The organism is Pseudomonas sp. FW306-02-D09B, assembly GCF_058782685.1.
In genome coordinates this window covers 38667-60278 of the sequence record NZ_JBYSXY010000022.1, presented here as the reverse complement: position 1 = coordinate 60278, position 21612 = coordinate 38667, and the positions used below count along the sequence as shown (strand labels likewise).

At 57.0% G+C, this 21612-nt stretch carries 22 protein-coding genes; 12 read left to right on the top strand and 10 right to left on the bottom strand.

The genetic code is table 11. The annotated features are described in order from the left end of the window. Window positions 1–174 precede the first annotated feature (174 nt). Window positions 175–612 (bottom strand): Z-ring associated ZapG family protein, encoded by a 438-nt coding sequence (locus AC3WK5_RS26375; RefSeq protein ID WP_054595689.1) that lies wholly within the window; start codon window positions 610–612, stop codon window positions 175–177. Between the two features lie 146 nt (window positions 613–758). Here AC3WK5_RS26375 and AC3WK5_RS26370 point away from each other — a divergent pair, with 146 nt between their 5' ends. From AC3WK5_RS26370 to zapE, 3 genes are all read left to right on the top strand, one after another. After that, window positions 759–1388, top strand: coding sequence for an alpha/beta hydrolase (locus AC3WK5_RS26370; RefSeq protein WP_103319099.1), 630 nt, complete (start codon window positions 759–761; stop codon window positions 1386–1388). 24 nt (window positions 1389–1412) lie between these two features. Further along, window positions 1413–2768: a tryptophan--tRNA ligase gene (locus tag AC3WK5_RS26365; protein ID WP_054595691.1), complete on the top strand. Its 1356-nt coding sequence runs from the start codon at window positions 1413–1415 to the stop codon at window positions 2766–2768. A 90-nt stretch (window positions 2769–2858) separates the two neighbouring features. After that, window positions 2859–3953, top strand: coding sequence for a cell division protein ZapE (gene zapE / locus AC3WK5_RS26360; protein WP_054595692.1), 1095 nt, complete (start codon window positions 2859–2861; stop codon window positions 3951–3953). A gap of 51 nt (window positions 3954–4004) precedes the next feature. Here the strand turns inward: zapE and AC3WK5_RS26355 are convergent, their stop codons facing one another. From AC3WK5_RS26355 to AC3WK5_RS26335, 5 genes are all read right to left on the bottom strand, one after another. Then, entirely contained in the window at window positions 4005–5000 is a 996-nt protein-coding gene (locus tag AC3WK5_RS26355) for an asparaginase (RefSeq protein ID WP_103319101.1), read from the bottom strand. A 101-nt stretch (window positions 5001–5101) separates the two neighbouring features. Further along, the gene (locus AC3WK5_RS26350; RefSeq protein WP_103319104.1) at window positions 5102–6322 is read right to left on the bottom strand and encodes a hypothetical protein; all 1221 of its coding nucleotides are present in this window, start codon (window positions 6320–6322) and stop codon (window positions 5102–5104) included. A gap of 17 nt (window positions 6323–6339) precedes the next feature. Beyond that, window positions 6340–7227 carry a nitrilase family protein gene (locus AC3WK5_RS26345; protein WP_054595695.1) on the bottom strand — a complete coding sequence of 296 codons (888 nt, stop codon included), beginning with the start codon at window positions 7225–7227 and terminating at the stop codon, window positions 6340–6342. Between the two features lie 176 nt (window positions 7228–7403). After that, window positions 7404–9350 (bottom strand): flavin monoamine oxidase family protein, encoded by a 1947-nt coding sequence (locus tag AC3WK5_RS26340; RefSeq protein WP_103319107.1) that lies wholly within the window; start codon window positions 9348–9350, stop codon window positions 7404–7406. 321 nt (window positions 9351–9671) lie between these two features. Further along, the gene (locus AC3WK5_RS26335) at window positions 9672–10463 is read right to left on the bottom strand and encodes an MBL fold metallo-hydrolase (RefSeq protein ID WP_103319109.1); all 792 of its coding nucleotides are present in this window, start codon (window positions 10461–10463) and stop codon (window positions 9672–9674) included. 89 nt (window positions 10464–10552) lie between these two features. On the opposite strand from AC3WK5_RS26335, the gene AC3WK5_RS26330 reads away from it, so the two are divergent. Then, the gene (locus AC3WK5_RS26330; protein ID WP_103319112.1) at window positions 10553–11521 is read left to right on the top strand and encodes a GlxA family transcriptional regulator; all 969 of its coding nucleotides are present in this window, start codon (window positions 10553–10555) and stop codon (window positions 11519–11521) included. Between the two features lie 191 nt (window positions 11522–11712). On the opposite strand, the gene AC3WK5_RS26325 is transcribed toward AC3WK5_RS26330, so the two are convergent. After that, complete coding sequence (locus tag AC3WK5_RS26325; protein ID WP_173859988.1) at window positions 11713–12609, bottom strand: GlxA family transcriptional regulator; 897 nt, start codon at window positions 12607–12609, stop codon at window positions 11713–11715. Between the two features lie 243 nt (window positions 12610–12852). Between AC3WK5_RS26325 and AC3WK5_RS26320 the strand changes: the two genes are divergently transcribed. Next, window positions 12853–13989 (top strand): acyl-CoA dehydrogenase family protein, encoded by a 1137-nt coding sequence (locus AC3WK5_RS26320; RefSeq protein WP_103319115.1) that lies wholly within the window; start codon window positions 12853–12855, stop codon window positions 13987–13989. A 104-nt stretch (window positions 13990–14093) separates the two neighbouring features. On the opposite strand, the gene AC3WK5_RS26315 is transcribed toward AC3WK5_RS26320, so the two are convergent. Beyond that, the gene (locus AC3WK5_RS26315) at window positions 14094–15134 is read right to left on the bottom strand and encodes an NADP(H)-dependent aldo-keto reductase (RefSeq protein ID WP_103319117.1); all 1041 of its coding nucleotides are present in this window, start codon (window positions 15132–15134) and stop codon (window positions 14094–14096) included. Window positions 15135–15382: 248 nt separating this feature from the next. Between AC3WK5_RS26315 and rplM the strand changes: the two genes are divergently transcribed. The 7 genes from rplM (at window position 15383) to AC3WK5_RS26280 (ending at window position 20255) form a co-directional block, all read left to right on the top strand. Then, window positions 15383–15811: a 50S ribosomal protein L13 gene (gene rplM / locus AC3WK5_RS26310; protein WP_019693576.1), complete on the top strand. Its 429-nt coding sequence runs from the start codon at window positions 15383–15385 to the stop codon at window positions 15809–15811. 14 nt (window positions 15812–15825) lie between these two features. Beyond that, window positions 15826–16218 carry a 30S ribosomal protein S9 gene (gene rpsI / locus AC3WK5_RS26305; protein ID WP_002555064.1) on the top strand — a complete coding sequence of 131 codons (393 nt, stop codon included), beginning with the start codon at window positions 15826–15828 and terminating at the stop codon, window positions 16216–16218. 252 nt (window positions 16219–16470) lie between these two features. Then, window positions 16471–17064 (top strand): ubiquinol-cytochrome c reductase iron-sulfur subunit, encoded by a 594-nt coding sequence (petA, locus tag AC3WK5_RS26300; RefSeq protein WP_019693575.1) that lies wholly within the window; start codon window positions 16471–16473, stop codon window positions 17062–17064. Continuing rightward, window positions 17064–18275 carry a cytochrome b gene (locus tag AC3WK5_RS26295; RefSeq protein WP_054595702.1) on the top strand — a complete coding sequence of 404 codons (1212 nt, stop codon included), beginning with the start codon at window positions 17064–17066 and terminating at the stop codon, window positions 18273–18275. The genes petA and AC3WK5_RS26295 overlap by 1 nt, the downstream gene beginning before the upstream one ends. Beyond that, on the top strand, window positions 18275–19057 hold the full coding sequence (locus tag AC3WK5_RS26290; RefSeq protein WP_054595703.1) for a cytochrome c1: 783 nt from the start codon (window positions 18275–18277) through the stop codon (window positions 19055–19057). Before AC3WK5_RS26295 ends, AC3WK5_RS26290 begins: the two co-directional genes overlap by 1 nt. A gap of 150 nt (window positions 19058–19207) precedes the next feature. Beyond that, window positions 19208–19825: a glutathione S-transferase N-terminal domain-containing protein gene (locus AC3WK5_RS26285; protein ID WP_103319119.1), complete on the top strand. Its 618-nt coding sequence runs from the start codon at window positions 19208–19210 to the stop codon at window positions 19823–19825. A gap of 16 nt (window positions 19826–19841) precedes the next feature. Next, window positions 19842–20255: a ClpXP protease specificity-enhancing factor gene (locus AC3WK5_RS26280; protein WP_054595704.1), complete on the top strand. Its 414-nt coding sequence runs from the start codon at window positions 19842–19844 to the stop codon at window positions 20253–20255. 124 nt (window positions 20256–20379) lie between these two features. Here the strand turns inward: AC3WK5_RS26280 and AC3WK5_RS26275 are convergent, their stop codons facing one another. Together AC3WK5_RS26275 and AC3WK5_RS26270 are read right to left on the bottom strand one after the other, a co-directional pair. Then, window positions 20380–20958: a BON domain-containing protein gene (locus AC3WK5_RS26275; RefSeq protein ID WP_103319122.1), complete on the bottom strand. Its 579-nt coding sequence runs from the start codon at window positions 20956–20958 to the stop codon at window positions 20380–20382. Then, window positions 20955–21548 (bottom strand): phosphoheptose isomerase, encoded by a 594-nt coding sequence (locus AC3WK5_RS26270; protein WP_007904374.1) that lies wholly within the window; start codon window positions 21546–21548, stop codon window positions 20955–20957. The genes AC3WK5_RS26275 and AC3WK5_RS26270 overlap by 4 nt, the downstream gene beginning before the upstream one ends. Window positions 21549–21612 lie beyond the last annotated feature (64 nt).

Here is a 21612-nt window from a genome sequence, read left to right as displayed (position 1 = left end):
GGCTAGAGTCAGAATCGGGCTTTTAGTCCCACCCACCCCTTCAAGTCTAAACATACAAGCGGGCTTGCTCGCGAAGAGGCCCTGACAGGCGCAGGAGTTATCAAATCAACAGCAACAAAAAAGCCCTCGGACATCACCTGTCCGAGGGCTTTTTTTATGTCGCGTGAAACCGGGTTATTTCTTCAAGCCGTAATGCTCGTCGAGCATGCCAGGGGAGTTCGGCATTTTCGGCGCGTAATCGCGTGGCGGCTCCTGATTGCGTGGCGGCGTCAGACGTTCCCGTGGCGCTTGCACGGCGGCCTCGGAGTGCAGGGCGGCCAGCAGGCGTTGGCGAGTCTGTTCGTCCAGGGCCAGGCGGTTGGCACCCTCGGCGAGGTGGTCTTGCACTTCCTGATAGCTCTGAGTGAGCTTCTTGACCAGCGTTGCGGTGCTGTTGAAGTGGGTGACCACTTCATTCTGATAGTTGTCAAAACGTTCCTGAATGTCATCCAGCTGACGTTGCGTGCTGCTAGGCGCGGCATTCGGCAGAAGGCGGGCGATCAGGAAACCAATGGCGACACCGGCAACCAGGGCAAGAGTCGGCAACAACCAAACTAAGAGCGAGTGTTCCACGAGTCCTTCCTCTATAAACGGCTTTGCTTTACGTTAACGGCTCGGACCTGCGCTGTATACCGCGACGAGATCGCAATCATGCCAGGCACAGACTTTTAGCTAGACGAGTCGACCCTTCGAGAGGTCACGGAGTTCCTTCCTTGCTTATGCGTGAAACCCCTGTATTGATTGATGGCCCGGTGGGCCAACTGGAAGCCTTGTACCTGGACTCCCCCGAGCCACGTGGCCTGGCGCTGATCTGTCACCCCAATCCGGTGCAGGGCGGCACCATGCTCAATAAAGTCGTTTCGACCTTGCAGCGCACTGCCCGCGACGCCGGTTTGATCACATTAAGATTTAATTACCGTGGCGTCGGTGCGAGCGCCGGCACGCATGACATGGGCACCGGCGAAGTCGATGACGCTCAAGCCGTGGCCGAATGGTTTCGCGCCAAACACCCTGGTTTGCCGATGATCCTGTTCGGTTTCTCGTTCGGTGGTTTCGTTGCGGCGAGCCTCGGCGGACGCCTGGAAGCCAAGGGCGAGCAGCTCAAGCACGTGTTCATGGTCGCGCCGGCGGTGATGCGTCTGGGCGATCAGGATCAGCTGCCGCAGCACGGCGAACTGACGCTGATCCAGCCAGAATCCGACGAAGTCATCGATCCGCAACTGGTTTACGATTGGTCTGACGCCCTCGATCGCCCCCATGAGCTGCTGAAAGTGGCAGAATGCGGACACTTTTTTCACGGCAAGCTGACCGATCTCAAGGATCTGATCCTGCCGCGCCTTTCGAATTGATTGCAGTCTGATAAGCGATTACCCATGACTACTCGTACGCGTATCCTCACCGGCATCACCACCACCGGCACCCCGCACCTGGGCAACTACGCCGGCGCGATCCGTCCGGCGATCCTCGCCAGCCGCGACAGCAATGCCGATTCGTTCTACTTCCTGGCGGACTACCACGCCCTGATCAAGTGCGATGACCCGCTACGCATCCAGCGCTCGCGTCTGGAAATCGCCGCGACCTGGCTGGCCGGTGGCCTGGATGTGGATCGGGTAACGTTTTATCGCCAGTCCGACATCCCGGAAATCCCTGAGCTGACCTGGCTGCTGACCTGCGTCGCCGCCAAGGGCCTGCTCAACCGTGCGCACGCCTACAAGGCCTCGGTGGACAAGAACGTCGAAGCCGGTGAAGACCCGGATGCCGGCATCACCATGGGCTTGTACAGCTACCCGGTGCTGATGGCGGCGGACATTCTGATGTTCAACGCGCACAAGGTTCCGGTCGGTCGCGATCAGATCCAGCACGTGGAAATGGCCCGCGACATCGGCCAGCGCTTCAACCACCTGTTTGGCCAGGGCAAGGAATTCTTCACCATGCCGGAGGCGCTGATTGAAGAAAGCGTCGCCACGCTGCCGGGCCTCGATGGCCGGAAGATGTCGAAAAGCTACGACAACACCATTCCGTTGTTCTCCAGCGCCAAAGAGATGAAGGACGCGATTTCGCGGATCGTCACCGACTCCCGTGCGCCGGGCGAAGCCAAGGATCCGGACAACTCGCACCTGTTCACGCTGTTCCAGGCTTTCGCCACTCCGGCGCAGGCCGACGAGTTCCGCAGCGAACTGTTGCAGGGCCTGGGTTGGGGCGAGGCGAAGAATCGTCTGTTCCAATTGCTCGACAACGAGCTGGGCGAGTCCCGCGAGCGTTACTACCAACTGATCGATCGCCCGGCAGACCTCGAAGACATTCTGCAGCACGGTGCCGCCAAGGCTCGCGCCGTGGCCACGCCGTTCCTCAACGAGCTGCGTGAAGCGGTCGGCCTGCGTTCTTTCGTCAAGCAGACGCAAGTAGCGGCCACCACCAAGAAGAAAGCCGCGAAAGCCGCACGTTTTGTCAGCTTCCGTGAAGATGACGGTAGCTTCCGCTTCCGCCTGCTGGCGGCCGATGGCGAGCAACTGCTGTTGTCGCGCAACTTCGCTGACGGCAAAACCGCAGGCCAGGTGACCAAGCAACTGCAATCCGGCCAGGCGCTGGACGTTCGCAGTGAAGACCTGAGCTTCAGCGTCTGGCTCGAAGGCGAGTGCGTTGCCGACAGCCCGGCGTTTGCTGACAGCACTGCGCGGGATGTCGCCATCGACGCCTTGCGGGTTGCGTTGACGCCTGTTCAGGAATAATCAACGGCTCGGCCCGACCAAGGGCTGATTGCCATTCTCAAGGGTCGTCGCTACAGTGTCGGCCCGTTTTTGTTGCCTTGCTAACGAATTATGACGCCCCTAGAACGATATCAAGCTGATCTGAAACGCCCGGAATTCTTCCATGACGCCGCCCAGGAAACTGCCGTGCGTCATTTGCAGCGCCTGTACGACGATCTGGTCGCGGCCTCGCAGAACAAACCCGGCCTGCTCGGCAAACTGTTTGGCAAGAAAGACCAGGCGCCGGTCAAGGGCCTGTACTTCTGGGGCGGCGTAGGTCGCGGCAAGACTTACCTGGTCGACACCTTCTTTGAAGCGCTGCCGTTCAAGGAAAAGGTCCGCACTCACTTCCACCGCTTCATGAAGCGCGTGCACGAAGAGATGAAGACTCTCGGCGGCGAGAAAAACCCGCTGACCATCATCGCCAAGCGTTTCTCCGACGAAGCGCGGGTGATCTGTTTCGATGAGTTCTTCGTGTCCGACATCACCGACGCGATGATCCTCGGCACTTTGATGGAAGAGCTGTTCAAGAACGGCGTGACCCTGGTCGCGACTTCGAACATCGTACCGGACGGTCTGTACAAGGACGGTCTGCAACGTGCGCGCTTCCTGCCAGCCATCGCGCTGATCAAGCAGAACACCGACATCGTCAACGTCGATAGCGGCGTCGACTACCGTCTGCGTCACCTTGAGCAAGCCGAGCTGTTTCACTCCCCGCTCGACGAAGCGTCCCATGAGAGCCTGCGCAAAAGTTTCCGCGCACTCACGCCGGAATGCACTCAGGCCATCGAGAACGATGTGCTGATCATCGAGAACCGTGAGATCCGTGCCGTGCGTACGTGCGACGACGTGGCCTGGTTCGACTTCCGCGAACTGTGCGACGGCCCGCGTAGCCAGAACGACTACATCGAACTCGGCAAGATCTTCCACGCCGTGTTGCTCAGCGGCGTAGAGCAGATGAGCGTCACCACCGACGACATCGCCCGACGTTTTATCAACATGGTCGACGAATTCTACGACCGTAACGTCAAGCTGATCATTTCCGCTGAAGTCGAGCTCAAAGACCTTTACACCGGCGGTCGCCTGAACTTCGAGTTCCAGCGCACCCTCAGCCGTCTGCTGGAAATGCAGTCCCACGAGTTCCTGGCGCGGGCGCACAAGCCGTAGGACGTTTCGGAAAATAAAAAAGGGCCTGCATAGCAGGCCCTTTTTTGTGCGTCAGTTTTGAAGCCGGATGTCGTCGTTGAGATAGTGAGCCAGCTCATCTAGTCGCTGGCAGCCAACGAGCAGCCAAAGCAGGATTCTGGCTTTGCGCGGACAAAGAAATCCAGCCATCGCTGCGCCTCTACGGATCAGATCCATCTCGCTGCCGATGAAGCCGTAGGAGGATTGAGCGGTGGGGCCTGATCCGGTCCGGGTCGCAATGATGACCGGGATTTCTTTTGCGATTGCTTCGACGGCGTCAGCCCAGCGCTCTGAGACGTGTCCTGCGCCGAAACCGGCAATCACCAGCCCGTCGTAACCCAGTTCAAGGATGTTTTCCAACATCAAGGTGTCGGCAGACAGAGATGCTTCCAGCATGGCAATCGTCTGTGTTGTCTGTTGTGGCAAGGGTAAAGGCTTCCGGCGGGACGGCTGGCGTAGATAGCGGACGGCTCCCTCCAGGAGCATCCCTGCGGGACCCGTGACAGGGGAGGAAAACGCCTGCAACGCCAATGAATCGGTTTTGCGGACGACGCTCGCTTGGTGAACCTGGCCGTTCATTACCACTAGAACGCCTCGCTGACGGCTGTTTTCAGCCCGTGCGACTCGGCAAGCATCCAGCAGATTCGCCGGACCATCGGCCCCTGCCTGGGCTGCCGAACGCATGGCGCCGGTCAGAACCAGTGGTTCGTCGTGGTCCCATAAGTAGTCGAAAAATGTTGCGGTTTCTTCGAGGGTGTCCGTGCCCTGAGTGATGACAACGCCAATAGCGCCTTGCTCAATCTGGTATCTCGCCCAGGAAAGGACGCTCAGCAAGAGCTCGAAATCCAGTGAGGCACTTGGGAATAGGCCGAGTGTTTCAACGGTCACCCGGGCCAGTTCCTTCAGTTCCGGTACTGAGGCCAGCAGGGTTTCACCGCTGACGGTCGGGATAACACCTTCACCAGCATGCCTGGCTTGCATGCTCACGGTACCGCCGAGCGCCGCAATAGCCAGTTTGGGGAGGTTCATGTCATACCTCGTTCAATTGGATGTGATTAAAAAGGTGGCTGTACCCGGTCCTGAGCGACAGGACTTCGGTACAGCCGAATGGGAGAAGTGCGGCATGAAATTTATTGGGCTATGAGGAACCCGATTAGCGGAACAATCAGCAAGGTGCTGATGGCCATGGACAGGACATTTCCTATGTAGGGGTGCATATCAGCCGGTAACCTCTTGGCAATCACACACGCCAAAGGTGGCGCGATGAGTGCCCCTAGCAGCGCACTTGATCCTATTACCTGCCAACTGCCGCCATAGGTCAGAACCGCCGCCGGCACTACGGACACCAGCGGAATGTAGGTGGGATACCAGCCGCGCAAGATCCATTGTCGACGCCAGATCACCACGCCTAAAGCTGACGTCAAAGCCTGTGCTCCGATCAGTTGTGGCAGCAAACCGGAGCCGTATACCGGACCCATGGGGTTCAAGGTGTAAGCCAGCAATGCACCCAGTAACAGCCCGAGGCTGGCCAGTTCATTGCCAAAGAAGGGCGCTTCCGAAAAGTCTGCCAACACCCGGCGCAGGCTCCAGAAGATTCCGTAGTCGGGCGTCTTTGATCGGGCAGGTGTGGCCGCAGAATCGGATGACTCCTCAGATGGGGCGGATTGCTCGGACTTCACCAGGCTCGGCACGTAACGACAGAGTAGAAAGGCAAAGACGCTGGCGGCGGCCATGCCCGTGACATTGCCGATCACGGCTGGCAGGCCCAGTGGATTGCAGACGTAGTTAACGATTAGTAAACACATCGGGGTGACAAGAATGGCACCCATGATGGCTCCGTTGATCGTCACTTTCCAGCCACCGCCAAACATCAGCACCATCGCCGCTGGCAGTGAAACAAAGGCTGCGAACGTCGGTTGCCAATGGGTAGCCGTGACCGTCCAGCCCCACAGCAGGTTACTCAACAGCAGTCCAAGCAGCGAACTGGTGATCAGCCACGGCCATAGCCCGCTGCCATAGGAGATTGCAAAGCCTTGCCAGGATTTCCCCGTTCGATTGGCCCAGTAAGCCAGATAGGCTCCCGCCAAGAGTCCAATAGAGGCGAACTCGTGTTTGTAGAATGCAACCTCGCTGATGTCTCCCAGTACCCAGCGCAACCAGGCACTCGGCTCGGGGAGGCTCGTCACCATGTGACTGTAGTCTGGCCAATGGGCTGACCAGGAAGAGCGGTTGGTGAGTGAAAGCCAGAAAATCAGCAGTGTCGTGCCGATCATGAGGAGGATGATCGCAGTATCAAACGGCGATCTGCCGACAAGCCGATTTAACCGATGTTTTTCGGTTGTGGTGTCCATGAGTGATGACCCCCTTATCAGCGCGGGAGACAAGGGTGTTGGGTGTAACCAAGCATTTGATCGTAGAGATCGGCTCGACGATCGCGATGCAGATCGTTCAAGTTGTTCCAGATGGGGGCGCTACGGGAGCTGGTCAGGTCGATGTCGGCAAACAGTATTTCCTGCTTGTCCGCTGAAGCTACTGCGCCAATCGGCCAGCCATTGGTGCCGGCAATCAGTGAGCAGCCCAGGTATCGGGCGCCTCGTTCTTCGCCGATCCGGCTGGCGGCGGCAATAAACACGTTGTTGACGTGAGCTGCCGTCATCGTCAGATACGAAGCCATGCATTTGCCGGCGTCATCGAACAACGGCGGAGGCGTCCAGACCCAGTTGTTCAAACTGCAAATGATGTCCGCGCCTTGCTGACTCAGGATGCGCGGCACTTCCGGGAACCAGATATCCCAGCAGATCAACAATCCGATACGGCCTATTGGTGTATCAAAAACCGGGAAGCCCAGGTCGCCTGGAGTGAACCAGAGTTTTTCCAGGTTCCACAAATGGGCTTTCCGATATTTCCCGATAAAACCGTCAGGTCCGACAAGAATGCCGGTGTTGAAGAGCCGCATGCCGTCGCGTTCGGTCAGGCCGGCCACGAGGTAAACCTTGTGTTTGCAGGCGAAATCTACCCAGCTCTGAGTACTCGGTCCGCCGGGAACCGCCTCGGAATGGTCGAAAGCATCCTGCCGATTGCTGAAGAAATAGCCGGTATTTGTAAGCTCGGGCATAACGATGAGATTTGCCCCTCCATTGACCGCTTGTAGCGCCAGTTCCAGGCTGTGATGCAAATTCCCTTCACGATTCTCTATGCCGACTTGTGGGTCGAATTGCACGACTGCGACACGAACAGGACTCGTTGATTCACTCATTTACGCTGACCTCTTATTATTGTTTTTCAACCTGTGTAGTTGTGCGTTTATAAGAGTTGAACCGGTGAGTGAGCGAAAGTCAGCGGCTTCCGTTAAGCGTGTAGTCCTTTTCCCAAGATGAACAAGGTTGAGCCAATACACAGCGTGCATCGACTCTTTAGCGGGGAAAGTCTAGGTCAGGTCCTGAGTTTGTATTCTGGATAGTCACTCATGGTAAATCCGCCATTGAATGTAGCTTCGGTTTTATTGCAGATATGAATGACTGCATCGACGGCACCTCGAAAGCAAGGCTCTGTCCAGCCGGCATCGACTGAAAAAGACTCGCCAGAAAAATAGAGGCCAGAAATATGTGAAAAATCTCTGTTGTACTTCATCAAGCCCACTGCGTCGTAGTAGGTTCCGGGCCTGTACAACTTTGCACACCCCAAAGCATTTTTATCGGTCATCCAGCGTTGGACGACTGCTTGATCAATGCCAATATAGGGAGAAATTTTTTCCTGGATATTGGCGGAGTTCATAAGGATTCGATCAAGCTCTTTTGCGCATTTCGTAACCAGCTCTTTGTCAGTGAAGGACGCGAGTTTGGTTGCGTCATCCTCCCATGTGTAACTCAGAAGGATGCAGTCATAATTATAGTTGTCGTTATAGCGATAGGTATAAATGTCGTGAATGAAACTGTCTGTGACTATGGCTTGTGGGATTTTGGTGTTTTTTGATAAGAATGATTTTTTTAATGGTGCATAGACTTTGCAACTGGTTTCCCAGTGAGCGGTTTTATAGGCATTGATCGTTTCGAATGGAAGCATTTCTTGATTGAAGTCCTCGAGCTTGATTCGAGTTTCGATCAGCCATGAGGGAAGGGTCATGATGATTGAATCAAAGTCGTCGAATAATTCCTGAGTTTGCCCGGGGTGGCTCGATTTCCAGTTGTAGTAGACGCGTATTTTTTGATTGTCCAGTTTTTTCAGTTTTGTGACGGACGAGTCCGTGAGGAAACCATTACTGCGCTCAAGGCAGTGTTCGTAGAAGGATTTTCCGGTTTCGTCTGTTTTCATGAATAACAGGCATTCATCCAAAGAGGCGAGCCCGATATAGCGAGGTCTGTCGAAAACCAGCCCCTTGGAGTCAAAAACGGCTTCGCTGTGCAGGTGTGGTGAGGCTATCGGTTCACCGGTCGCGTCCACTCGGCCATGAATCAGTTGCAGTTGGCTGCTGAATCCAAAAATTGCCGTACGCAGGGGATAAAGCGAGCAGACATCGTAGAAGGCGCCCCAGCTACCGTCACCGATGCCTATCGAATAGAAAATGGCGGACTCGTCCGGGGACATTCCCATCCCGCCGAAGTCTCCTGGCGAGCTTTCATGCCAAGCGTCTACTATTGGCATGCTGACCAGGTCACGAAAAGAAATGCCCTCGTATTTCTTGACGATACCAGCCCACATGGCTTCCCACCGTTGGCTGGCATAAACCTCTGCTACGTGGCGGGTCATGCGGTCAGCAAATGCTTTCCACTTGGCGTAAACCCGTTGAAGCTCCTCGCCAGGAGGTGGTGTCATGCCGTCTTCATTTGTCCATATCAACATCTGTGGAGTAGCGCTGCCTCCCATGCTTCCTTCTCGAAGATAGATGCCAGTCGACGTTACCCACTGGCTTCCGGGATTTGGGAAGTCTGAAATAGCCAAGTCAAACTCCTTGGCGTAGTAAGCCATCAGAGACTTACCTTCTTTAGGCGGTTCGTCTGCTGTGTTGAAGAAAGGCATGCGCATCGCCCCCATTTCAAAGGGAGTATGACTTTTTACGGAGTTTCGGCTTCCGGGGATTGTAAGGTGTCTGCCGCCTATGCGTTTGGATTGTTCTATAAGCGTTATATTGGTAAAGCCGCAACGATAAAGCTCCCTGGCGGCAGTGAGCCCAGTCACACCTGCACCAATGATGCATATTTTATGATGTGGGTTGGGCGCGTTTGCGATGCCGTTTTCTTGTTCTACCAATGCTCGATAGTCAAAACATAAGTCTGGCGGGTTCGGAAAGCGAGCGCTCCACTTGTTGTTCGATGAGCGCTTTGTTCGAGTAATATCTTTAGCGATATGTGAGGGATAGTTGTAACTAGAGCCGATGGTCATTGTTGATCTTCCCTGATGTGTGCATATTTTGTTTGCAGGGATGTATGTTGAAGTCTTGAACAGTCGGCTAACAAGTGTAAATCTGAGTTATCCATCACTCTGGTTTCCGATTTACTCGTAGGATAAAGGCTCGCGAAGCGAGGTGTTGCGTTTAGATCGCAATGTCGAGTTTGAATTGTTAGTTACATAAAGCTTCTGAAGCAGGCGCCGCTCCTCAGCCGTCTGCTGGAAATGCAGTCCCACGAGTTCCTGGCGCGGGCGCACAAGCCGCAACGGTCCACATAAGGCATGGTTGATCCTTTCCTTGGGGCAACCGCGCCTTCATTGCACCGCCGGGGCCGGGAATTCCAGCAGATCCCCGTCGTTCGGGATCAGCAGGCGCGACTCGATGCCGGCCTGTCGGGCGGCATTGGCCAACGACTGGCGTGTCACCGGGCAGTGGCTGAGCGCTTCAAGGTGATTGGCGACCACTGTGCCTGAAGACTGCCGAGTGAATGCCAGCACCTCATCAATCCCCATGATGATGTCCCCACCCAAATCGAATCGCGCACCGCCTGCCGGTACCACCGAGACGTCTGGCCGATGCCGTGCAACGAATGCCTGAACGGCAGGCGTGAGCAGCGTATCTCCCGTCAGGTAGAGGCTGGGCTCGCCAGGCATTTCAATCAAATAGCCCACGCCATGCTCCATCATCTTGCCTACCAGTCCCCGCCCATGGGTGCAGCGAATCGTGCGGATCTGGCCGCCGAGGAACGCGCTCGGTTGCTCGTGATCGGCCGGTAAGGGCTGCACATTCAACTCATGCTCGGCCAGATGGGCGGCGTCGTGCGGTGTGCAGATGACCGGAGTTCGAGTCTCGCGCAGCCACTTTTTCGCGGCGCGATCCAGATGGTCGAAGTGTCCTTTCTGGCAATGGGTGATCAGGCAATGAGTGACGGACTCCAGTGCGGCGGTTGCCGAGCCGGGTAGCTCGACCAGAGGGTTGCGGTCTCGTGCGCTGAAAATGCGCAAGGGTGGAAGTGCGTGTTTTCGCGCCAGCATCGGGTCGACCAAGATGCGATGAGGGCCGAGCTCGACAATAATTGTCGCGTTGCGTAGCTGATGAATCTTCATGGCGATTCCTCTGGGAAGAAGCACCATTGTGTCCAGTCGCGTTGCACCACAGAATGGCAGGCCCGGACATAATTAATTCGATTTCAGCCATGACGCCACCTCTTCGAATCGGCTTGCTGCTTTTCCCTCGTTGCATGCCAGCGGGCTTGTTGGCATTTGCCGATTTGCTGCACGCCGCCAATCGTCGTGCTTCGCGGGTGTTCTTTGAAACATGCTTCGTTGCAATGCAGGCCGGTACGGTTGAATGCGCTCAAGGCTTGTCATTACAGGTGGGCAGCGCGTTGGCGGAGGCTGACATTGACGCGCTATTGATCCCCGGTTTTTGGGCCGAGTCGGCACAGCAGGTGGGTGATACGTTAGCCGCCAATGCCTCTTTGGTCTCGGCGTTGTCGGCACGCTCGAAGAAACAGCAGTTGTGGAGTTATTGCACGGGTGTCTGTTTGTTGGCTGCAAGCGGGAGGCTGGACGGTCAGCCAGCAACGGTGACGTGGTGGCTGGCAGACGTTATGGTGCAGCGGCATAAAGCCGTGAAGTGGCAAAGCGAACGTCACAGCATCATTAACGAACGGACGGCTACCGCGTCGGGTGTGAACGGTTACTTGCCCATCGCTCAGGCCTTGATCGAGCGGTATGTCAGCGCGGAAGTGTTTCGCGATCTCACCAAGCTGATGGTGCTTGCGCGCCCGGCCCAGGCGCATAGCGCCTTTGCGGCCATGAGTTTGATTGAGCAGTCGAGCAAGCTGTTACGCCAGTTGCATGCACTGGTTGAGCAGTTGCCGGCCGAACAGATAACCGTGCAGCGGTTGGCGGAGCAGCTCGGCATGTCCGAACGCACCCTGTCGCGTAAGGTGAGCAGTGAAACCGGTGTTGCCGTCGCAACCTATGCTCGCTGCATCAAGCTGAACCAGGTCAGCGAACGCCTGATCCTCACGTCCGCGCCGGTCAATACGATCAGTGCCGAGTTGGGTTTCAGCAGCGACTCCAACCTGCGGCGCATGTTCAAGGAACTGACAGCGTTGACTCCGCTGGAGTACCGGCAGCAGTTCGGGCGGTATTGAGGAGTAGGGCAGGGTTGTTGAAATCGAACACGAATACGTTGAAAAAGGGCCTGCAATGCAGACCCTTTTTTGTGCGCCGAAGATCCCCTGTGGGAGCGGGCTTGCTCGCGAAGACGGCCTGACATTCAACATTGAGGTCGACTGACACACCGCTTTCGCGAGCAAGCCCGCTCCCACAGGGAATGTGTATCTTAAGCGGCTTGCTGAAACTGCTGCCGATACTGGTTCGGCGACAACTCGGTGTGCTGGCGGAACAGCCGGGCGAAGAAGCTCGCGTCGTCGTAGCCGACTTCATAGCTGATGGTCTTGATGCTTTTACGGCTGGCGGACAGCAAGCCCTTGGCGGTTTCGATGCGCAACCGTTGCAGGTAGTGCAGCGGCTTGTCGCCAGTGGCGGTCTGGAAGCGCCGCATGAAGTTGCGGATGCTCATGCCATGTTCGCGGGCGACGTCTTCGAAGCGAAACTTGTCGGCAAAATGCTCTTCGAGCCAGTGCTGGATCTGCAGGATGATCACATCCTGGTGCAGCTTCTGTCCGCCGAAGCCGATGCGCCCTGGCGAATAACTGCGCTGCACTTCATACAGAATGTCGCGGGCCACGGCCTGGGCCACGTTGGCCCCGCAGAAGCGCTCGATCAAATAAATGTAGAGGTCGCAGGCCGAGGTGGTGCCGCCGGCGCAGTACAGGTTGTCGGCGTCGGTCAGGTGCTTGTCCTGATTGAGCTGAACGTTGGGGAAGCGCTCTTCGAAGGCGTTGAAGAAACGCCAGTAAGTGGTCGCTTCCTTGCCATCGAGCAAGCCCGCCTCGGCGAGCCAGAACACTCCGGTGGCTTCACCGCAGAGCACCGCGCCGCGTGCGTGTTGCTCGCGCAGCCACGGCAGCACCTGTGGATAACGCTTGCAGAGCGTATCGAAATCGTCCCAGAACGCCGGGAGGATGATGATGTCGGCGTTTTCCAGGCCGCCATCCACCGGCATGATCACATCGCTGAAGCTGTTGACCGGTTTGCCGTCGGGGCTGACCAGGCGGGTTTCGAACGCCGGGGTCAGGCCGTGGCCCAGTTGTTTGCCGTAACGCAGGCTGGCCAGATGGAAGAAATCCTTGGCTTGCATGAGGGTAGAAGCAAAAACCCGATCGATTGCCAGGATGCTGACGCGCCGCAGGGGCGTGGAGAGTTGGATAGACATATTCAATTTATTCTTATAGGGGAAAGTGGTCACCAAGCGGCTGGATCGTCTTATTTTTTGTCTGATGTGTCCAGTGTCCTGTTATCAACTGGAGGCTTAGGCTCAGGGATTCAATAGCGACCCACAATAACCACAGGTGCCCCGATGATCCCCAGAACCTTGTTCAGTTCCGAGCACGAGCTGTTTCGCGACAGCGTACGAACCTTCCTCGAAAAAGAAGCCGTGCCGTTTCATGCGCAGTGGGAAAAACAGGGCTACATCGATCGCACGCTGTGGAACAAGGCGGGGGAGGCGGGGATGCTCTGCTCCCACTTGCCGGAAGCGTACGGCGGGTTCGATGCGGACTTCCTCTACAGCGCCGTGGTGATTGAGGAGGTTGGTCGACTGGGTTTGACCGGTATCGGTTTCTCTCTGCATTCGGACATCGTGGCGCCGTACATCCTGCATTACGGCAGTGAAGTGCTGAAGCACAAGTACCTGCCGAAGCTGGTCTCCGGCGAAATGGTCACCGCGATTGCCATGACCGAACCAGGCGCCGGTTCCGACCTGCAAGGGGTGAAAACCACAGCGCTGCTGGACGGCGACGAGTACGTGATCAACGGTTCGAAAACCTTCATCACCAACGGCTTTCTCGCGGACCTGGTGATTGTCGTGGCCAAGACTGATCCCAAGGCCGGGGCCAAGGGCACCAGTCTGTTTCTGGTGGAGGCGAACACCCCGGGCTTCGAAAAGGGCAAGCGCCTGGAGAAGGTCGGGATGAAGGCGCAGGACACCTCGGAGCTGTTTTTCCAGGACGTCCGTGTGCCCAAGGAAAACCTCTTGGGGCAGGCCGGGATGGGGTTCGCCTATCTGATGCAGGAATTGCCGCAGGAACGTCTGACGGTCGCCATCGGCGGTTTGGCCTCAGCCGAGGCGGCGTTGCAGTGGACCCTGGATTACACCCGCGAGCGCAAGGCGTTCGGCAAGGCGATTGCGGACTTTCAGAACACCCGTTTCAAACTGGCGGAGATGGCCACGGAGATTCAGATTGGTCGGGTCTTCGTCGACCGCTGTCTGGAGCTGCACTTACAAGGCAAGCTCGATGTGCCGACGGCGGCGATGGCCAAATACTGGGGCACCGACCTGCAATGCAAGGTGCTCGACGAGTGCGTGCAGCTGCATGGCGGTTACGGTTTCATGTGGGAATACCCGATCGCCCGGGCCTGGGCGGATGCGCGGGTGCAGCGGATTTATGCCGGGACCAATGAAATCATGAAGGAGATCATCGCGCGGTCGCTTTGAATTCAGGGTGAATGGAAGACCGCTTTCGCGAGCAAGCCCGCTCCCACATGGATCACGCTGTACCTGTGGGAGCGGGCTTGCTCGCGAATGGATCTAAAGATCAATCAAGGGGCCGGGTTCGGGTGATCCTTGTGAATCGCCTCGATCCCCGCCAGCACTTCATCCGATAGTTTCAGGTCGAAACTGGCAATGTTGCTGTCCAGTTGTTCCAGCGTGGTCGCGCCAATGATGTTGCTGGTGACGAACGATTGTCGGGTCACGAATGCCAGGGCCATTTGTGCCGGGTCCAGGCCGTGTTCACGGGCCAGTGCCACGTAACGGCTGCACGCGACTTCCGACTGCGGGTTGAAGTAGCGGCTGAAGCGGCTGTAAAGGCTCAGGCGAGCTTTTGCCGGACGCGCCCCGCCTTCGTACTTGCCGGACAGAAAACCAAACGCCAGCGGCGAATAGGCGAGCAGCCCGCATTGTTCGCGGATGGCGATTTCCGACAGGCCGATTTCAAAGCTGCGGTTGAGCAGGTTGTAGGGGTTCTGGATCGACACCGCACGCGACCAGCCGCGGGCTTCGGCCAGCGCGAGGAACTTCATGGTGCCCCACGGCGTTTCGTTGGACAGGCCAATGTGGCGGATCTTGCCGGCCTTGACCTGTTCGTCGAGTGCTTCGAGGGTGTCTTCCAGCGGGGTCAGGTTGACTTCGCTCTTGTGCGTGTAGCCCAGCTGGCCGAAGAAATTGGTGCTGCGCTCCGGCCAGTGCAGTTGGTAGAGGTCGATATAGTCGGTCTGCAAGCGCTTGAGGCTGGCGTCCAGGGCCTGGACGATGTGTTCGCGGTTGTGTTTGAGGTGGCCGCCGCGAATGTAGTCGATGGTGTTGCCGGGGCCGGCGATCTTGCTCGCCAGAATCCAGTCGGCGCGATCGCCACGACTCTTGAAGTAATTGCCGATGTAGCGTTCGGTGGTGGCGTAGGTTTCGGCTTTGGGCGGCACCGGGTACATCTCGGCGGTGTCGATGAAATTGATCCCGGCGCTCTTGGCTCGTTCAATCTGTGCGAAAGCCTCTGCCTCGCTGTTTTGCTCGCCCCAGGTCATGGTCCCGAGGCAGATTGCACTCACGTTCAGATCGGTACGGCCCAGCTGTCGATAGTCCATCGGGTAGTCCTTGGCGGAAAACAATCATAAAAGCAGGTTGAATTTTTTTTCGCAATCTGCATAATTGCGCACCTCTTTCTGCAGTGGAAGTGATGCGCCGCCTGCCGAAGAATCTTGCCGTTGAACGGACGCGCCGACCCGAGCCCCCGATAGCGTCTGTACCCGGCTGCCTTTGACTTGTCAAAGTACGCACTATTCAGTAAGATCCGCCGTCTAAATTTACAGGGCGGCCCCTGAGGCTATAAAGAATGAAAACTTTTACTGCTAAACCGGAAACAGTAAAGCGCGACTGGTTTGTCGTCGACGCTGCTGGTCAGACCCTGGGTCGTCTGGCCACCGAGATCGCGAGCCGTCTGCGTGGCAAGCACAAGCCTGAGTACACTCCTCACGTTGACACCGGCGACTACATCGTCGTTATCAATGCCGAGCAGATTCGTGTGACCGGTGCTAAAACCACCGACAAAATCTACTACTCCCACTCCGGTTTCCCGGGCGGCATCAAGTCGATCAACTTCGAAAAGCTGATCGCTAAAGCCCCTGAGCGCGTGATCGAGACCGCGGTCAAAGGCATGCTGCCTAAGAACCCGCTGGGTCGCGACATGTATCGTAAGCTGAAAGTCTATGCGGGCGCTGCTCACCCTCATACTGCTCAGCAGCCCCAAGAACTGAAGTTTTAACGGAATAGTTCATTATGTCGGCGACTCAAAATTACGGCACTGGCCGTCGCAAGACCGCAACCGCACGCGTTTTCCTGCGTCCGGGCACTGGTAACATCTCCATCAACAACCGCTCCCTGGATAATTTCTTCGGTCGCGAAACTGCCCGCATGGTAGTTCGTCAGCCGCTGGAATTGACTGAGACTGTCGAGAAGTTCGACATCTACGTCACCGTGATCGGTGGTGGTGTAAGTGGTCAAGCTGGCGCAATCCGCCACGGCATCACTCGCGCTCTGATGCAGTACGACGAAACTCTGCGCGGTGCTCTGCGCAAAGCCGGCTTCGTTACTCGTGACGCACGTGAAGTTGAACGTAAGAAAGTTGGTCTGCGTAAAGCGCGTAAGCGTCCGCAGTACTCGAAGCGTTAATTCGCTTTCGCGTTCAAAGCGCCCAGTCTCCTCGCGGAGCTGGGCGTTTTTTTTGCTTAAAGATTTATGATGTGACAACTTGCCACATCCGTAGAGCCCCTATACTACAAGGCTTGGCGCTGACCCTGGATGGTAATTACCTTGTCAGAACTGGGGCTTTTCATTACCATTCTGCAAAATTTTTATAAGTTCAGATTTTTACTTAGTAGATGCCTGATTTAACAGGCCACAAAGCTGATGGGAGAGGACTGAATGAGCAATGACGGCGTGAATGCAGGCCGGCGTCGCTTCTTGGTAGCAGCCACATCCGTGGTGGGTGCTGCAGGAGCGGTGGGGGCTGCGGTCCCGTTCGTGGGGTCATGGTTTCCCAGTGCCAAGGCGAAAGCCGCAGGTGCACCGGTGAAAGTGAATGTCAGCAAAATCGAACCAGGTCAGCAGATGATTGCTGAATGGCGCGGTCAGCCGGTATTCATCGTCCGCCGTACGCAGGAGATTTTGGGGAATCTTGCAAAGATCGAGGGTGACCTCTCTGATCCAGACTCCAAGAATTCGGTACAGCCAACTTACGTGGACCCCAAGACGCGCTCGATCAAGCCGGAAGTTCTGCTGCTGATCGGTATTTGCACGCACTTGGGTTGCTCTCCGACCTTCCGCCCAGAAGTAGCGCCCGCCGATCTCGGCCCGAAATGGGTAGGTGGTTATTTCTGCCCTTGCCACGGTTCCCACTACGATCTGGCTGGCCGCGTCTTCAAGTCGCAACCCGCGCCTTTGAATCTGCCAGTTCCCCCGCATTCCTATGAGTCGAACGACATCATTGTCATCGGCGTCGATACGGAGAAAGCGTGATGAGCAAGTTCATGGATTGGGTTGATGCGCGCTTTCCTGCCACTAAAATGTGGGAAGACCATCTCAGCAAGTACTACGCCCCGAAGAACTTCAACTTCTTCTATTTCTTTGGCTCCCTGGCGCTGTTGGTTCTGGTTAACCAGATCGTAACCGGTGTCTGGCTGACCATGAGCTACACCCCGTCGGCGGAAGAGGCATTCGCCTCCGTCGAATACATCATGCGCGACGTCGAGTACGGCTCGATCCTGCGTCTGCTGCACTCCACCGGTGCTTCGGCGTTCTTCATCGTGGTTTACCTGCATATGTTCCGTGGCCTGCTCTACGGTTCGTACCAGAAGCCGCGTGAGCTGGTGTGGGTCTTCGGCATGCTGATCTACCTGGCGCTGATGGCTGAAGCCTTCATGGGCTACCTGCTGCCGTGGGGCCAGATGTCCTACTGGGGCGCCCAGGTGATCATCTCGCTGTTCGGTGCGATCCCGGTCATCGGTAACGACCTGACCCAGTGGATCCGTGGTGACTACCTGATTTCGGGCATTACCCTGAACCGCTTCTTCGCCCTGCACGTCGTGGCCTTGCCGATCGTGATTCTCGGTCTGGTGGTGCTGCACGTTCTGGCGCTGCACGAAGTCGGCTCGAACAACCCGGACGGCGTGGACATCAAGAAACACAAGGACGAGAACGGCGTACCGCTGGACGGCATTGCCTTCCACCCGTACTACACCGTGAAAGATATCGTCGGCGTGGTGGTGTTCCTGTTCATCTTCTGCGCGATCGTGTTCTTCTTCCCGGAAATGGGCGGTTACTTCCTCGAGAAGCCGAACTTCGAAGTGGCGAACGCCTTCAAGACTCCGGAACACATTGCCCCGGTCTGGTACTTCACCCCGTTCTACGCGATTCTGCGTGCGGTTCCGGACAAGCTCCTGGGTGTTGTGGCCATGGGTGCTTCGATTGCCTTGCTGTTCGTCCTGCCCTGGCTCGACCGTAGCCCGGTCAAGTCCATGCGCTACAAGGGCTGGCTGAGCAGGATCTGGCTCTGGGTGTTCTGCATCTCCTTCGTGATTCTTGGCTGGCTGGGCGTCATGGCGCCGACCCCGGAACGTACGTTGCTGTCGCAGGTCTGTACCTTCCTGTACTTCGCCTACTTCATTCTGATGCCGTTCTACACCAGGCTCGAGAAGACCAAACCGGTTCCGGAAAGGGTGACTGGCTGATGAAAAAGCTATTTGCTGTACTGATTCTTGCTGCGTTGCCTGTCTTGTCCTTCGCGGCCGAGCACGGCGGTCCAGAGCTCGAAAAAGTCGATATCGACGTCTCCGATAAAGCGGCAATGCAAGATGGCGCGCGTACGTTCGCCAACTACTGCATGGGTTGCCACAGTGCCAAGTTCCAGCGCTATGAGCGCGTTGCCGACGATCTGGGGATTCCTCACGATCTGATGCTGAAGAACCTGGTGTTCACGGGCGCCAAGATCGGTGACCACATGAGCATCGGCATGCAGCCGGCAGACGCCAAGTCCTGGTTCGGCGCTGCGCCGCCCGACCTGACGCTGGTGGCTCGCGTTCGTGGTACTGACTGGCTCTACGGCTACCTGCGGTCGTTCTATGAAGACCCGACTCGTCCTTGGGGTGTGAACAACAAGGTGTTCCCGAACGTCGGTATGCCTAACGTTCTGGTCGGCCTGCAGGGTCGTCAGGTGGTAGGCTGCAAACAAGTTCAAATCGTCGAAGGCGGCAAGAAGCAGTATGATCCTCTGACCGGCACGCCGCTGACTCATGAAGCGTGCGATCAGCTGACCATCGTGCCAAAAACCGGTGCTCTGAACGAACAGCAGTTCGACGAGAAGGTCAAGAATCTGGTGACCTTCCTGGCCTATTCGGCCAACCCGGTGAAGCTGCAGCATCAGCGCATCGGTACCTATGTGTTGCTGTACCTGGCGTTCTTCTTCGTATTCGCTTACCTGCTCAAGCGTGAATACTGGAAAGACGTGCATTGATAAAGCTTTAAGTAATTGCTGTTAATCGCGCGCGCCCAAGGGCGTCTCTGAACGTGTAACGAGTCTGGTCATCCAGGCGTTACGGGAGGCGCCCTCTGGGCGCGCGCGTTTTTCCGCTCCCGATAATTTCTACAAGCGAGGAGGACCGCCATGGGCGTGACCAATCGGTTGGCCTGTTACTCCGACCCCGCCGACCACTATTCCCACCGAGTGCGTATCGTACTGGCAGAGAAGGGTGTCAGCGCCGAGATCATCAGTGTGGAGGCGGGTCGTCATCCGCCAAAACTGATCGAAGTGAACCCTTACGGCAGCTTGCCCACCCTGGTCGATCGTGACCTGGCGTTGTGGGAGTCGACCGTGGTGATGGAATATCTGGATGAGCGTTACCCGCATCCACCGTTGCTGCCGGTTTATCCGGTGGCGCGTGCCAACAGTCGTCTGCTGATTCACCGTATTCAACGTGACTGGTGTGTTCTGGTGGATCTGATTCTGGATTCGCGGACCAAGGAGCCGGCACGTGTGCAGGCTCGCAAGGAATTGCGTGAGAGCCTGACTGGCGTTTCGCCGCTGTTCGCCGACAAGCCGTTTTTCTTGAGTGAGGAACAAAGTCTGGTGGATTGTTGCCTACTGCCAATACTCTGGCGCTTACCGATTCTGGGTATTGAACTGCCGCGGCCTGCCAAGCCGCTGCTTGATTACATGGAGCGCCAGTTTGCGCGTGAGGCTTTCCAGGCGAGTCTGTCTGGTGTCGAACGCGATATGCGCTGAGGCTTAAGGAGCCGCTATGAACTCCAGTCGACCTTATTTGGTCCGCGCGCTCTATGAGTGGATTGTGGACAACGATTGCACCCCGCACCTGCTGGTCAATTCCGAGTATCCGTCGGTGCAGGTGCCGCAAGGCTTTGCCAGCGACGGACAAATTGTCCTGAACGTATCGCCTGCGGCGGTGCGCCATCTGCACATGGATAATGATGCGGTCAGCTTTGAAGGGCGCTTCGGTGGCGTGCCGCATACGCTGTACGTGCCTATCGCTGCGATCCTCGGCATTTACGCCCGGGAGAACGGTCAGGGCATGGTGTTCGATCTGGAATCGCCTATGGAAGACGAGGAAGAGATCGAGCCGGATGATGATCTTCCACCACCCGACAGCGAGCCGCCGCGTCCAAGCGGCAGGCCAAGCCTGAAGGTAGTGAAGTAATAAAAAAGGCGACCTGCAACGGTCGCCTTTTTTGTGCCTGCTCTTCTGTAGGTCTGTAGGAGCAAAGCTTGCTCGCGATGGCGGCCTCAAGGACGCCATTGCCGGCAAGCCGTGCTCCTGCGTATCAGTCGATGTACTCGAACAGCTTCACAATCTTCTGTACGCCAGAAACGCCCTGCACCAGGTTGGTGGCCTGTTCGGCTTCCTGTTTGGTCAGCAGCCCCAGCAAGTAGACGATACCGTTCTCGGTCACGACCTTGATGCGCGAGCCCGGGATGCTGGCGTCGGCGAGCATCTGGGTTTTGATCTTGGTGGTCAGCCAGGCATCGTTATTGCGGGCCAGTATCGACGAAGGCTGCATTATTTGCAGTTCGTTGTGCACGGTTTTTACCCGCTGAACCGCAGCGGCGGCTTGACCGGCCAGTTCCTTGAGGTCGGGGCTTGGTGTTTGCCCGGCGAGCAGCACCACACCGTTGAAGCTGGTGACGATGATGCGCGAGCCCTGGGCCAGGCCCGGGCTGGCCTTGGCCACGTTCACGTCGACCTTGGTTTCGATCAGGGAATCGTCGATCTTGCTGCCGAAGGTGCGAGTGCCGCGATCGTCTTCAATGGGGGTTTCGCGGGTCGCGGTGAGTACCGAGCTGCAACCGCTGATGCCCAGGCTTAGAGTCAAGGCCAGAAGGCCAAGGCGATTAAGGGTCATTCTTCACTCCCGAACAGTTGGCTGTCGATCAAGTCGCAAAGACAGTGGATCGCCAGCAGGTGGACTTCCTGAATACGTGCAGTGACATTGGCCGGCACGCGTATTTCGACGTCTTCGGGCAATAACAGCGATGCCATGCCGCCGCCATCGCGTCCGGTCAATGCTACGACAATCATTTCGCGATCATGTGCTGCCTGGATCGCTTGAATAATGTTTGCCGAGTTGCCGCTGGTGGAAATCGCCAGCAGCACGTCGCCGGGTTGGCCGAGCGCGCGGATCTGTTTGGAGAAGATTTCGTTGTAACTGTAGTCGTTGGCGATCGAGGTGATCGTCGAACTGTCGGTCGTCAGCGCAATGGCTGGCAGGCTCGGGCGTTCACGCTCGAAGCGGTTGAGCAGTTCGGAGGAGAAGTGTTGTGCGTCACCGGCTGAACCGCCGTTGCCGCACGAGAGCATTTTGCCTTCGTTGAGCAGGGCGTTGACCATCACCTGGCTGGCTTGCTCGATGTGCGGTGCAAGTACGTCCATCGCCTGTTGCTTGGTATCGATACTGGCCTGAAAAAGCTGGCGAATTCGCGATTGCATGTCCATCTGTGTGACCTTAAGTAGCGCGGCTTGGTGGCACAGCAATGTGCGGCCCGCAAAGCAAAGAGCA